The organism is Bartonella sp. AR 15-3 (assembly GCF_002022445.1).
Lineage (GTDB): Bacteria > Pseudomonadota > Alphaproteobacteria > Rhizobiales > Rhizobiaceae > Bartonella.
The window spans coordinates 1314859-1328412 of sequence record NZ_MUYE01000001.1 but is presented as its reverse complement, the minus strand read 5'-3'; the positions used below and the strand labels follow the sequence as shown (position 1 = coordinate 1328412).

The following is a 13554-nucleotide window of genomic DNA, read 5'->3' as shown; positions in this document are numbered from 1 at the left end:
AAATGTGCTAGTCAGTCATTGATTTTAGAGCGTAGAAAAAAGAGGAGCTTTATATGAGTGAGCGTCTTGAAGATATTGCAGTATCTCTAGTTCGTCCGGGAAAAGGCATTTTAGCAGCCGATGAAAGTACAGCAACGATTGGAAAACGGTTCGAAACCATTGGTGTAGAATCTACCGAAGATAATCGTCGGGCTTATCGTGAAATGTTGTTTTCAGCAAAAGAAGCAATGGAAATGGCTATTTCTGGTGTGATTTTATTTGATGAAACTATTCGTCAAAAAGCATCAACAGGGCAAATGTTAACAGATCTTATTCGTAATAATGGTGCTGTGCCAGGTATTAAAGTTGATACAGGTGCTAAGCCTTTGGCTGCTTTTCCTCAGGAGACAATTACAGAAGGATTGGATGGTCTGCGTGAGCGGTTGAAGGATTATTATGCTTTGGGCGCGCGTTTTGCTAAGTGGCGTGCGGTGATTGCAATTGATGCACACTCTTTGCCAACAAAAGGTGCAATCAATCAAAATGCTCAAGCTTTGGCACGCTATGCTGCTTTATGTCAGGAAGTCGGTCTCGTACCAATTGTGGAGCCTGAAGTTTTGATGGATGGTCAGTCGCGTCAGCATTCAATTGCTCGCTGTTTTGAAGTAACACAAACAGTTTTAAAAAGAGTCTTTGAAGAATTATTTCAAGCACGTGTTATTTTGGAAGGCATGATTTTAAAACCTAATATGGTTATTGATGGCAAAGACGCACGCAAGGCTTCTGTTGATGAAGTCGCTGAAAAAACAATTCGTGTTCTTAAACAAACTGTTCCTGCTGCTGTTCCAGGAATTGCTTTTCTTTCTGGAGGGCAATCCGATGAAGAAGCAACAGCGCATTTATCTGCTATGAATAGTTTAGGTTCTTTACCTTGGAAATTGACTTTTTCTTATGGACGTGCATTACAAGCTGCAGCTTTGAAAGCATGGGGTGGAAAAGCTGAACAAAGTGCTGCGGCACAAAAGGCTTTTTATCATCGCGCGCGAATGAACCATTTGGCGGCTTTAGGGCAGTGGACAAAAGAACAAGAACAGTCTTGTATATAGAGCAAAAATAAAAAACAGATTGTACATTTTCTTCAACCCCTGTCTGTTATGATGGCAATGGTAGACAGGGATCTGAGATGCATAAAGCTCTTTTCTTCTTCTCAAGAGATTTATGCTTTAGCAAATAACGTTTTTCGTAGTCTGGGCAGTATTGATCGGGAGCATCTGTTTGACCGAAACGACCTTGATATAGCCCTGTTGAGTATAAAGAAGAGAGTGCAGACCATAAGAGTAGTCTTGAAAGTTTAAAAGAGAAGAGTATCTTTATCCTTTTTTACTGTGTACTGAGTAGAGGAGACCATGCCGGATCAGAGGCATCATTTGGGGTGCGCAAGAGGCGTTCATTGCGTCCGGTAATATCAATCGTGTAAATTTTTGAGCCTTCTCCTGGATTTTGACGAAAGAACATGAGTACTCGGCCATTCGGAGCCCATGTAGGACCTTCATTATGGAAACCTGTTGTTAAAATCCGCTCGCCTTTTCCATCAGGATGCATCACACCAATGGAAAATTGACCCTGAAATTGTTTTGTGAACGCGATATAATCCCCGCGCGGAGACCAAATAGGAGTGGAATAGCTTCCTTCGTTAGAAGAAATACGTTGGAGATCACTACCGTCTACATTCATTGTATAAATTTGTGGTTTTCCACTACGATCAGAGGAAAAAACAATTTTAGTGCCATCTGGTGAATAAGAAGCTGACGTATCAATAGCTTTGGTTGCGGTTAAACGGGTCATTTGCCGTGTGCGTAAATCCATTGTATATAAATTAGCACTTCCATCGTTTTGTAATAAACTCATGATAACCTTTTGCCCATTAGGAGAAAAGCGGGGGCAATGGTCATGTTATCAAAGGTGCCGAGCAATTCTCGTTGTCCTATTTCCATTTGTTGAAGGTAAACATGAGGTGTTTTGTTTTTATCATAAGCCATATAAGTGATTTCTTGTCGCTTAGGAGAAAAGCGCGGCGTAAGGACAAGCTCATTGCCCTCAGAAAGATAGATTAAATTTGCTCCATCTTGATCCATCATCGCTAAACGTTTGATACGGGCATTATGTGGTCCTGTTTCATCAATAAATACAATGCGGGTATCAAAATAGCCTTTTTCACCTGTCATTTTGCTATAGATTTCATCTGCAATCATATGTGCAACACGGCGCCAGCGTTCCGTTGCTGTATAAAAGCGTTGTCCTTTAATTTGTCGCTTCCCTACAACATCCCATAAACGGAACTCAACTTTAAGCCGCCCATCTGTCTCTCTGTAAACTTTTCCTGTGATTAATCCTTGAGCGTTTATTTTTTTCCAATCAGAAAAGTTTGGTTGTTTATCAGGATTAGGAGATATTTCAGGAAAAGAAGATTTTTGTAAGGGGAAAAAAAGTCCTGATCTTTCCAGATCTGCTGCAATGACAGCAGCAATTTTTATGCCTAATGAATCATGGGAAAGAAAATCCGCAACAGCAATGGGGATGGGATTAAAATCAGCTTTTGCAATTGTGCCTTTCAGTTGTGCATATGAAGATGAAAAACCGAAAAACCATAAATATACAATGAGAAAAAACAAGGAAGAAATTGTACGTTTTATTACAGTCATGTGGTATTCATCCTTTCTTTGATATAGAAAAAACTGTTGTTTTATGGTGCTGTTTCTTGAAAAGGATCAACGTTAAAATCAAAACCTTGCCCCCATAAATTATATTGATCACGGGGAAGATTTTCATAGGGTTGGCATGAAAAAACAGCAGCATAAACTTGTTGTGTCATGATGGTAAGCTGACTTTCTTCACCTTTGAGAGGATCAATCTTTGGTTCGCCTATCACATTTCCGTTATTATTTAAACGAAATTGTAAACGCACAACAGGGCGGTTGCTCAAATTACCTCCAATCGCAACAAGTTTGAGCTTTTGTTGAATACAGGTGCCTACAATATTAACCAATGTTTGGGCTTTTTTTGCGGAGTCACCAATATTTTTTCGTGCACCTAGAGCTTCTGGTTTGTGGGAACGTTTTGCACCACCCCCTTGGGTGCGTGCACGATTGATAAGATGTGTTTCTTCCATTGCCAAAATATCTTCAATCGTTTGTTTTCCTTTAGAAGGAGATTTTTGTGTCTTTTCAAAATTAGAAGGTTTAATTGGCTTTTCCTTTGGTTTGAAAGAGGGGAAAGGAATATTATCTGGAAGCATCACTGTTGGTGTCAATTCGTTAGGTTTTTCCTGAGTAAGTTCTTCTAGCGTTTTCTGAAGAGGATCTTCGGGTTTTATTTGTTCTAAAGCTGTCGGAGAAACTGTTTGGTCTGTTGATTCTGATTTTGGGGGCGATGTTTTCATTTCATTTTTTGTGAGTTTTGGCTCTCTGTGGAGGAGGGATTCTGTTTCTGTTTTCGGGGACGATTCAGGGATATCCGATGCCTCCTGTTGTCCAAAAGAAAAAGGTGTTGCATCCATATGTTGCAATTTTTCTTTTGGCTGAAAGGGAGTTTGAAGGTCCATTGTTCCTTCGCCAAAATGACGGGCATCTTCTTTTTCTTGTGGTTGTGTCGTTCGTTTAGGAGCAGAGTCTTCAAGAGGGGGAGCATTTAATGAGCCCTCTTGGAAAGCAAGCTCTTTGTCAAGAGAAGATAAAGTAATCGGAGCGATTTCTAAGGGCTGTTGCATAAAAGAAGAAGAGGGAGTGAAGTGTATTATACCCCAGCTGAAAAGAATGAAATGCAGTGCAAATGATAAAGCCAAACTTTTCTTCATTCTATGATGAGAGCCTTTTTCCATTTGTATGCCTTACTGTTTTGTTTTTTACTTTTGCAGAGAGTTTAGAGATATATGATGCAACAGTTTATGGAAGTTTATGGAGAATTTATTGCCCTAGACTGGCTAAAGCAACCTGCGAAAAACCTGCTTTTTGAATATGCGCTAAAAGTTGCAGAACTTGTTGATATTCAACAGTTTTGGCGGCACGGACAAAAATACGTTTGTTCTTCTGCGTAGGATCTGCGGCTAATAGGGCATTGAGATGGTCAATCAAAGCTTCTTTTGTGTCATAGTAGTTTTGATTGATGGCTAAGCGCCCTTGGGCGTCAAGTGAAACGGTTAAGGGTGTACTGTCCATTTGCACGGGCCCTGCTTGGCTATGGGGAAGATCAAGAGGAACACCATTGACCAAAAGAGGAGCTGATACCATAAAAATAATCAACAAAACTAAAATAACATCTACAAAAGGTGTGACGTTAATTTCGCTCATTAAAGGAGCGCGCGAACGGCGCCGTCTACGCGTACTTGTGTGAGCAGAAGAAGCAACAGATAATCCCATAACACACCTCTTTATAAGGATGAATTGCTGGATGTTGTTTCATCAATTCGCCGTGACAAAATTGTCGAAAATTCATCAGCAAAATTTTCTATTTTGGCTATAATTTGCGCACTTTCACTTGTCAATTTGTTGTAAGCAATAACAGCGGGAATGGCTGCAAACAAACCAATCGCAGTGGCTAAAAGTGCTTCTGCAATGCCCGGAGCTACGATCGCTAACGAGGTATTTTGAGAGGCAGAAATAGAAAGAAATGAATTCATAATTCCAACAACAGTTCCAAATAAACCAATGAAAGGACCTGCCGATCCAAGAGTTGCTAAAAAACCTAATCGTGATTCTATTTTTACACTTTCACGCCCTAAGGTTAAATCCATCGCCTTATCAATTCTAGACTGGAGGTTTAAGGATGTGGGCGATCCTTTTGAGAGTGACTTTTTCCATTCTGCCATTGCGGCGAGGAAAACAATTGATATACTGTTGTTCCGTTGACTATTATAGGTGGCATAAAGATCTTCCAAAGATTGTCCTGACCAAAAATTCCGCTCAAAATGGTGGATATTACGCCGTATTCGACGATAAGAAATGAACTTATCAAAAATAATAGCCCAGCTCCATATAGAAGCAAAAATTAACCCAATCATAACAGCCTTTACAATCCAATTGGCTTGCATAAATAGGCTTAATATTCCTATTGTTTCTGGACTTGCAAATTCTACTTGTGCCATGATCTTTTAACCTCTTCAATGAAAGATTTATTCCTTTACAGTCCATTACAGCATATTGTTTTATAGTTTCTAAATTTGTCAAAACAAAATTGAGTTTTTACAAAAATCTCTAATGTCTCAAAAGTTTCTTTATTTTCTTCCAAGAGCATTTTATTCTTTAGGCACTTCTGTTCCAATATCGCTTTTAAAAAAAGCAGAGGAGAAGAGATTTTTGGGTAAACGGCGCGGTTTCGCTTCTTGATTAATGAGAGCAATTTCAACTTTTGCTTTAATTAAGATAATTTCATTGCGCAAAATGACCTGATCCATGAAAAAGCGTGCCCCTTGAACGCATTGCAAGGATGTTTTGATGGTTAAAAGATCATCAAGGATGGCTGGTTTGGAAAAGATAATGTCCATATGACGGACGACAAAAAATAATTTCTCACCTTGGCTATCTGAGATTAATTCATTGTTGCTCAATCCCATGTCACGTAAAAATTCTGAACGTCCTCTTTCTAAAAATTCAAGGTAACGTGCGTGGTAGACAACACCAGAAAAATCAGTATCAGCTACATAAATTCGTGCTTGAATATCATGAGAAAAGGAAGAAGGTGATTGAGTAAAGGATTTGGTTTTATTCATTTTCTGTCTCCCAGAAAGAAGACTGAGAATCAGTCCCTGCCGATGAAGAAACCTTTTTTATTGACTGTGCTGTTGTGGGGGGACAAAGTTTTAAATGTGTCCAAGCTTTTTCTGTTAAAATTCTCCCACGCGCTGTTCGTTGTATAAAACCTTGTTGAAGCAAATAAGGTTCAATAATATCTTCAATTGCATCACGTGGTTCTGAAAGAGCAGCAGCAATTGTTTCAATACCGACGGGCCCTCCTAAAAAAGTTTGAGCAATGAGGATGAGATAACGGCGGTCTAAAGGATCAAGGCCAAGATGATCCACTTCAAGACGTGAAAGAGCTTCATCAGCAATTGTATGATCAATTTTTTCAGCCTTTTTGACTAAAGCAAAATCACAGACACGTCGTAAAAGGCGCCCTGCAATTCTAGGGGTTCCACGGGAACGACGCGCAATTTCATGAGCGCCATCATCATTGATTTGAACTGAAAAAAGACGGGCATTGCGCTGAACAATGTATTCTAATTCTTCTATGGTATAAAAATTTAAGCGGATGGGAATGCCAAAACGATCCCGTAAAGGAGTGGTCAGTAATCCTAAACGCGTTGTCGCCGCAACTAAGGTGAATTTGGCTAAGTCAATTTTGACTGAACGAGCGGCAGGACCTTCACCAATGATAAGATCAAGTTGATAATCTTCCATGGCCGGATACAGAATCTCTTCGATAGCCGGATTTAAACGATGAATTTCATCAATAAAAAGAACATCTCGTTCTTCTAGATTGGTTAAAAGAGCAGCTAAATCACCAGCCTTGGCAATGACAGGTCCTGAGGTCGAACGAAAATTAACGCCTAATTCCTTTGCCATAATTTGCGAAAGTGTTGTTTTTCCTAAACCAGGGGGTCCAACAAAGAGGACATGATCTAAGGCTTCATGTCGTGTTCGCGCTGCTTCAATAAAGATTTTTAAATTTGCACGGGCAGCTTCTTGACCAATAAAGTCATCTAGGGTTTGGGGCCTTAAGGAGCGATCCGGATCGTTAGGAAGGGGAATAGCTCCAAGAAGGCGCTGAGGATCATCTTTATGCATTATCCATTGTTCTCTTGATTTTGTGAGGAAAGAAGTCTGAGGCTATGGCGAACAAGGAGTGCTGAGGAAATCATTTCCCCTTTAAGAGCAGAGAGGGCTGAAGCCAAAGCAGTGGTTGCCTTGTCATGATCAAAACCAAGCTTGATGAGAGCTAAAAGAGCATCGTGAGTTGGTTGATGTTTCTCTTCTGAAGAAAAGTTTAAAGAAGAGGACAAAGCAGGATTCTTATTGTCTTCTTTAGAGAGAAGAGTTTTGCTTTTGAGTTCGCTTACAATTCTTTCGCTGACTTTTTTGCCAACGCCTGGAGCACGACTGATCATCGCAGTATCGTTGAGGGTAATTGCTTGGCTGAGCTCACTAACTGATAAAGATCCTAAAATTGCCAACGCAACTTTTGCACCGACACCCGGGACATTTTGCAAAAGGCAAAACCATTCTTGTTCAGACTTTGTTGCAAAGCCAAAAAGACGAATTGCTTCTTCACGTACATGGGTTTCGATGAATAAGCTAAGACTTTCCCCTATGGCTGGTAAAGAAGAATGAAGGCGGTTAGGGATAAAAATAATATATCCGACCCCCTGCACATCGAGAATAATGTGATCATCAAAAATATGTTCAAGAATGCCTTTGAGTTTCCCAATCATGCGCTTGCCTTTAGACGGTAAGAGGAACTCGTACGGTGAGCGCTATGGCAAATTGCAAGAGCTAGGGCATCTGCTGCATCACTGCTATCAAATTCAGCGCGGGGAAGAAGAATTTTCACCATCATGTGAATTTGCTCTTTCTCTCCATGTCCAACACCAATAACTGATTTTTTGACTTTATTAGGGGCGTATTCGGAAATGGAAAGACCTTCTTGAGCAGGAACGAGGAGTGCAATAGCACGGGCTTGACCAAGTTTTAAAGTGGCAGCCGCATCTTTATTGACAAAAACATGCTCAACAGCTGCTTCATGGGGCATAAATTGATGTATAACTTTTGAAAGTCCTTCATAAATTTGGCATAATCTAGAAGCGAGGTCATTCTGAGCATTAGAGTGAAGTGTTCCCGATGCTACAAAATTGAGATGATTGCCACATAGGTCAATAACTCCCCATCCTGTACGCCGAAGTCCAGGATCAATCCCTATGATGCGAATCGTCTCTACCATAAAATTCAGTTTATTTGATTTCTCAGTATTTTAATAGATGGATTCAATGAATAGAACAAAAGAAGGAAATATAAAGTAAAGAAAGTTTCAAAATATCTCAAAACAAAGACAAAAATATAACTTGAAAAAGAAAAAATAGTTTTCTCTTCTTAAAGGCTTTGATGGAGAGAAAAGTAGAAGGACAAGTCTCATAGATAAATTAAGACAAAAGTGCTTAGAGGCGCTGAAAAGCCGTTTTAAGCAATTGAAGCTGTTTGTTTACTGGGTTGTTTTGAGATAAAGCCTGTAAAGCAGTGTGTTTTTTATCGTAGTTCATATGCCGCATTCTTTTTTCTAATCGAAGCGAGCGCTGTACAAAGTGACGAAAAACTTCTGGTAATTCTTTCCAGTGTGCAGATTTAGATTCAAGTGATGGGGTGTGAAGGGAAACTTTTGCAATCTCTTTTTGAATTTGTTCTGGTGACATTTCCCCTTCACGCTCAGCTCGAATCAATAAAAGTTGAGAAGCAATTTGCATCAAACGCGTACTCAAATACATTGCTTCTTTCCCGTAAATTTCAGAGAGTTCTACTGAAAGATCATGTGCAACTAAGCGGCCTTCTGTATCAATATAATTTGCTGTCTCTTCAATCAGGATCATTGTTTCTTCATAAAGACGATTAAACACATTATCAAAGGCATTGTGCTCAATCATGACAATGGCCTGATTTTGTGGACGCTCATGTACGTTCACCACCGCTATACTCCAAAACAAAAACAATCTTGGGAGCATTTAAAAAACAAGATAGAAATTTCTTTTTTACAATGCTCCTTCAAGAACAGTGAATACCTTTTTTAGTATTATTGTGCAATGTTCTTTTTATACTAAGGTTAATGAACTTGGAGGGGAAGGACTTCCATGTTTTTTCTTTACGGTGAAGTGAAATGCCTACTTTTTTTTTCATAATAATAAGCAATCATAAATTGAAGACTGATGCCACTCATGATTAAAAAAGTGTCCAATATAAATGTACTGTTCATTACCGTTTTTAAAATCTGTCCACACATAGCAAAGAGAGTTCCAGTTACAAAAACCGGTAAGCTCTGTTTTCCTAAAATCGCTAAAGGATGTTGTGCTGAAACATGAAGCTTTCGATGCAACCAAGGAAAACAAACAAACAAAGAAAATAAGGAAAGAATATGCAACAGACGTGGGAGGCTTAAAAAAGTTTTATTGAAATCAATCAAAGGGGAAGACCAATTAAGCCAACCGAAACTTCCCCACCAGTGTAAGCGTACCCATAACAGGGAAAAAACAAGATATATTACAGAGAATGTCAGGAAAAGACGGCGAAAGGGAAGCGATTTCTTCTCTTTGAGGAAGAGAGTCGTTGTGAGGCCAATGACAAAGAGAAACTGCCATGAAAGAGGATTTAAAAACCACTGCCCTTTAAGAGGATAAGAAGGGGGAGCAATTCTATAAAGGCCACAGAAAATATAAAGAATGAAGGAGATAAAAAGCAGAAGCCCTTTGTGTCGACAGCTCAAATAAAGTGCAAAAGGCGCGAAAATCATTAAAATGACGTAAAGTGAAAGAATGTTATTATAGCCAAGTTGATGACCAAAGCTCAAGATACTAAAAAATGCCAGAAAGGGCTCTGTAAAAAATAATCCTACGTTATTCATAGAGGTGAATTTTTCTAAATTCCACAGGAAAAAAGCTCCTCCAAAAAGGCCTAAGGTGAAAAAAGTAGTAAAGAGATATGCTTTATAAAGACGAAAAGCTTTCCCCCAAAGTTTGCCAATCAGAGCAGAAAAAGGCAGCTTATACCAACGTGTGTGAAAGCTAAGTCCAAGTGAAACTCCTGAAAGAAGTACAAATATTTCTGCTGAATCAGAAAAACCAAAGTTTTTATGGGTGAGATGTTCATAGAATGTACCAGGAATATGATTGATGAAAATTGTCAATAGCGCTAAAGAACGGCAAACATCAATCCGCGTATCACGGAAAGTATGCGAACTATGATGAGACGAAGCTCTGGAACGTGTCATGAAGGAGCCCTTAAGATATCACAAAGTCTATTTTAAAAAAATAGTCTGTTTTTAAAAGAGTATGACTATAAAATGGTTTTTAATCTTGAGCTGTGGAATGCAATGTTGAAAGGTATAGGATGACAAAACAAAAAAGTGAACCAATTGTGCAATGTTTTTGTCCTCAGTTGATTTTAACAATAGATGTCCGCCGCACACTCAATCCTGTTTTACTTCGTCAGATTTTGCAAACGCAATCTTTTGCTTGCGTTATTTTGTATGATTCGCAAGGGAAAAAAATGGGGGAAGAGTATTTGCAAAAGAGTGCACAGCTCTACGTTCATGATATTCAGCACAATGGTGCAGCTTTGATTATTGCTGAGGAAAGCCGCGTCGTTGGCCGGATCAGGGCTGATGGTTTGCATGTAGAAGACCATTTCAATATTTCCAAAATTGTTGAAAACTTGAAAAAAGAACAGAAAATAATTGGTTGTGGAAATTTTCAAAATCGTCATTCTGCGATGGTTATCGCAGAAGCAGGGGTTGATTATCTTTTTTTTGGAAAATTAGGTGCTGATAAAAAACCTCGTTCGCATCCTCGAAATATTCAATTGGCACAATGGTGGGCAGAGATTATGAAAACTCCCGCCATTATTCAAGCGGGGAGTGAATATGCGTTTTTTGATGAAGCTTTGGCAACAGCTTGTGAATTTATTGCCGTGGAAGAAATGATTTTTATGCATGATGATCCTTTGAGGGTGCTTGATATGATGAAAGAAAAATGTCAAAACGCTTCTCTAAATACGGAGAGATGAAAGTTATGAGTAGATTTTACGGGGTATTAATTCTGGGGATAATCGCGTGTGTGATGGCTTTTGTAAGTTCTACACGAGCGCAACAAGGAGAGCAGATTGTAAATATCTCTCAAAATGTCGAAAATACTCAAGAGACACAAAAAAATGTATTGCCTTTACAAGCCGGTCAATATGATGAAGCCTATGATTATTACGTCCAAGGGTATTATGTAAAAGCTTTTCGTGCAGCGCTCATGCGTGCCAAACAAAATGATCCAATTGCTCAAACTTTGATAGGGCGAATGTATATGGAAGGATATATAGGGCCTGTTGATGGTAAACAAGCCGTTTTGTGGTTTAAGCATGCTGCAGACCAAGGAGACCCACAAGCACAGCTCCGCTATGGTTTGATGTTGTTTGATGGAACTTTCACCGAAAAAAATATAAATCTTGCCGAGGAATTCATTCGAAAAGCGATGAATGCTGGCGTGAGAGAGGCTTATTTTTATTCTGGACAAATTCACCTTTATAAAGCAATGCACGAAAAAAAAGAATCTGACGAGGCCGGCGAGGATAGTATAAAAGAGGTTGATGTAAAAAATAAAAAAAATGAGAGCATAGAACAAGCTTTAATATGGTTCTTAAAAGGAGCTTCTCTTGGAGATCCTGAAGCAGCTTTTGCTGCTGCAAAAATTCTTTCTGTAGGAACTTTAACAATGCCAAAAAATGATGGTAATGCGCGCAGACTTTTGGAAGCCGCAGCACAAAATAAACATTTAATGGCTCAGTTTATTTTGGCACAATGGTTGCTGCAGGGACGTGGAGGAGAAAACGATTTTCAACGTGCTTTTGATTTGCTTCTAGACAATGCAAATAAAAATATTGTGGTCGCACAGGTTAGTTTGGCAAGGCTTTATCGCGATGGAGTGGGAACATCCAAGGATCCCATTACGGCTGCTGCGTGGTATTTGATTGCAAAAGGCCAAAAAGCCAAAATTGCCGATCTTGAAACAATGATCAAGGGTATGGATGAGACTCAGTTGCAGAAAGCAATGCAGAAAGCAAAAAAACTGACCTATAGGCTTTAGAAGGTATTTAAACCAAAATTTAAAGTTTTATAGTGGTGTAAAATATTAATAGATTCAAGAATACAAGAGCTTTGGTTTTTTGAAAAAATAAAATAAGAGGTCTCCTCTGTAATCATCAAATTGGAGATGAATAATGAAAATCAATGGGAATGAAATTCGACCTGGAAATGTGATTGAACATCAAGGAGGTTTATGGGTAGTTGTGAAATGTAATGCCGTTAAGCCAGGGAAAGGGGGCGCATTTAATCAGGTTGAGATGAAAAATATGATCGATGGTACAAAGCTGAATGAACGATTTCGTGCCGCTGAAACCGTTGAAAGAGTGCGACTCGAACAAAAAGATTTTACTTTCCTTTATCAGCAGGGGGATGTTTTGGTCTTTATGGATTCACTTTCCTATGAGCAGCTTGAATTGCAAAAAGATTTTGTGGGTGATCGCGCTGCTTTTTTAAAAGAGGGTATGACCGTAACTGTTGAGCTCTATCAAGAAAAACCAATTGGGATATCATTGCCTGATCAGGTTACTATAACCATTGCTGAAGCTGATCCTGCAATCAAAGGGCAAACAGTGACGTCTTCTTATAAGCCTGCCATTCTTGAAAATGGGATTCGTATTCTTGTTCCTCCTTTCATTAATTCAGGAGAGCGTATCGTGGTGGATACTAATGAGTTGATTTATTTGCGTCGTGCAAATGAAAAGGGATAAAAAATAAAAGGATAAGAGATGGCTCATTCTGCAATCATGCATATTATGGTGCAGGCCGCTATAAAAGCAGGCCGTTCTTTGGTGCGTGATTATGGTGAAGTTCAAAATCTACAAGTTTCTTTGAAAGGTCCAGGAGATTACGTAAGTCGAGCAGATTATAAAGCTGAGAAAATCATTTTTACTGAATTGAGCAAAGCAAGACCAAAATTTGGGTTTCTGATGGAAGAGTCTCAGGAAATTATCGGAGAAGATTCTCAGCATCGTTTCATTGTTGATCCTTTAGATGGAACAATAAATTTTTTGCATGGTCTTCCTTTTTTTGCTGTTTCAATTGCTTTAGAACGCCAGGCACAGATCGTCGCTGCTGTTATTTATAATCCTATTCTTGATGAGCTCTTTACTGCTGAACGTGGCTGTGGGGCTTTTCTCAATGATCGGCGTTGTCGTGTGGCAGCACGGCGTCAATTGGAACATTGTATCATTGCGACAGGATTACCCCATTTGGGGCGTTCAAATCACGAAGACTACTTGGCAGAATTACGTAATGTAATGGCTGAAGTTTCTGGAATTCGGCGTTTCGGAGCTGCTTCTCTTGATTTAGCTTATGTGGCTGCTGGAAGAGTCGATGGCTTTTGGGAAGATAATCTCCAAATTTGGGATATGGCTGCTGGACTTTTGATGGTTCGTGAAGCAGGTGGATTTGTAAGTGATAAAGATGGGGGACACGATATTTTTAATAAAAAAAATATTGTTGCTGGTAATGAAATTATTCACACTGAATTACGAAAAATCCTCAAAAAAGAAGTGTGATTTAAAGCGCAAACTTTTTACAGAGAAAAGCAGTTTTTATCGAGAAAAAAGAAGCGAGGTTTGGGTCAAGTAAGTATTTGGCAAGAAAAATGGCAGTGGTTTACTTTCTTCGTTTAAGTGTCGAGCAACGGTATTTGATGGGAAGCACAAATCAGTTGCATATTTTTCAGATTTGATG

At 39.2% G+C, this 13554-nt stretch carries 14 protein-coding genes and 1 pseudogene; 5 read left to right on the top strand and 10 right to left on the bottom strand.

What is annotated here, in order from left to right; all coding sequences use genetic code 11:
• The first annotated feature begins 53 nt into the window (after positions 1 to 53).
• Positions 54 to 1085 (top strand): class I fructose-bisphosphate aldolase, encoded by a 1032-nt coding sequence (locus BAR153v2_RS06000; RefSeq protein ID WP_078680715.1) that lies wholly within the window; start codon positions 54 to 56, stop codon positions 1083 to 1085.
• A gap of 274 nt (positions 1086 to 1359) precedes the next feature.
• Here BAR153v2_RS06000 and tolB read toward each other — a convergent pair.
• The 10 genes and pseudogenes from tolB to BAR153v2_RS05950 form a co-directional block, all read right to left on the bottom strand.
• Positions 1360 to 2681, bottom strand: a pseudogene (gene tolB, locus BAR153v2_RS05995) (Tol-Pal system beta propeller repeat protein TolB).
• Positions 2682 to 2722: 41 nt separating this feature from the next.
• Positions 2723 to 3856 carry a cell envelope biogenesis protein TolA gene (locus tag BAR153v2_RS05990; protein ID WP_078680714.1) on the bottom strand — a complete coding sequence of 378 codons (1134 nt, stop codon included), beginning with the start codon at positions 3854 to 3856 and terminating at the stop codon, positions 2723 to 2725.
• Between the two features lie 85 nt (positions 3857 to 3941).
• Complete coding sequence (gene tolR / locus BAR153v2_RS05985; RefSeq protein ID WP_078680713.1) at positions 3942 to 4394, bottom strand: protein TolR; 453 nt, start codon at positions 4392 to 4394, stop codon at positions 3942 to 3944.
• Positions 4395 to 4405: 11 nt separating this feature from the next.
• Positions 4406 to 5119: a protein TolQ gene (gene tolQ / locus BAR153v2_RS05980; RefSeq protein WP_078680712.1), complete on the bottom strand. Its 714-nt coding sequence runs from the start codon at positions 5117 to 5119 to the stop codon at positions 4406 to 4408.
• Positions 5120 to 5269: 150 nt separating this feature from the next.
• Positions 5270 to 5743, bottom strand: a complete 474-nt coding sequence (gene ybgC / locus BAR153v2_RS05975; RefSeq protein WP_078680711.1) for a tol-pal system-associated acyl-CoA thioesterase — start codon at positions 5741 to 5743, stop codon at positions 5270 to 5272.
• On the bottom strand, positions 5736 to 6818 hold the full coding sequence (gene ruvB, locus BAR153v2_RS05970; RefSeq protein ID WP_078680710.1) for a Holliday junction branch migration DNA helicase RuvB: 1083 nt from the start codon (positions 6816 to 6818) through the stop codon (positions 5736 to 5738). The genes ybgC and ruvB overlap by 8 nt, the downstream gene beginning before the upstream one ends.
• Positions 6818 to 7462 carry a Holliday junction branch migration protein RuvA gene (gene ruvA, locus BAR153v2_RS05965; protein ID WP_078680709.1) on the bottom strand — a complete coding sequence of 215 codons (645 nt, stop codon included), beginning with the start codon at positions 7460 to 7462 and terminating at the stop codon, positions 6818 to 6820. The genes ruvB and ruvA overlap by 1 nt, the downstream gene beginning before the upstream one ends.
• Entirely contained in the window at positions 7459 to 7968 is a 510-nt protein-coding gene (gene ruvC / locus BAR153v2_RS05960) for a crossover junction endodeoxyribonuclease RuvC (protein ID WP_078680708.1), read from the bottom strand. Before ruvC ends, ruvA begins: the two co-directional genes overlap by 4 nt.
• Before the next feature lie 214 nt (positions 7969 to 8182).
• Entirely contained in the window at positions 8183 to 8701 is a 519-nt protein-coding gene (locus tag BAR153v2_RS05955) for a DUF1465 family protein (RefSeq protein ID WP_078680975.1), read from the bottom strand.
• Positions 8702 to 8877: 176 nt separating this feature from the next.
• Positions 8878 to 9999 (bottom strand): OpgC family protein, encoded by a 1122-nt coding sequence (locus BAR153v2_RS05950; protein ID WP_078680707.1) that lies wholly within the window; start codon positions 9997 to 9999, stop codon positions 8878 to 8880.
• A 119-nt stretch (positions 10000 to 10118) separates the two neighbouring features.
• Between BAR153v2_RS05950 and BAR153v2_RS05945 the strand changes: the two genes are divergently transcribed.
• The 4 genes from BAR153v2_RS05945 (at position 10119) to BAR153v2_RS05930 (ending at position 13376) form a co-directional block, all read left to right on the top strand.
• Positions 10119 to 10793, top strand: a complete 675-nt coding sequence (locus BAR153v2_RS05945) for a thiamine phosphate synthase (RefSeq protein WP_078680706.1) — start codon at positions 10119 to 10121, stop codon at positions 10791 to 10793.
• Positions 10790 to 11860 carry a tetratricopeptide repeat protein gene (locus BAR153v2_RS05940; protein ID WP_371325866.1) on the top strand — a complete coding sequence of 357 codons (1071 nt, stop codon included), beginning with the start codon at positions 10790 to 10792 and terminating at the stop codon, positions 11858 to 11860. The genes BAR153v2_RS05945 and BAR153v2_RS05940 overlap by 4 nt, the downstream gene beginning before the upstream one ends.
• Positions 11861 to 11993: 133 nt before the next feature.
• On the top strand, positions 11994 to 12566 hold the full coding sequence (efp, locus tag BAR153v2_RS05935; protein WP_078680704.1) for an elongation factor P: 573 nt from the start codon (positions 11994 to 11996) through the stop codon (positions 12564 to 12566).
• Between the two features lie 18 nt (positions 12567 to 12584).
• Positions 12585 to 13376, top strand: a complete 792-nt coding sequence (locus tag BAR153v2_RS05930) for an inositol monophosphatase family protein (protein ID WP_078680703.1) — start codon at positions 12585 to 12587, stop codon at positions 13374 to 13376.
• Positions 13377 to 13554: the final 178 nt, after the last annotated feature.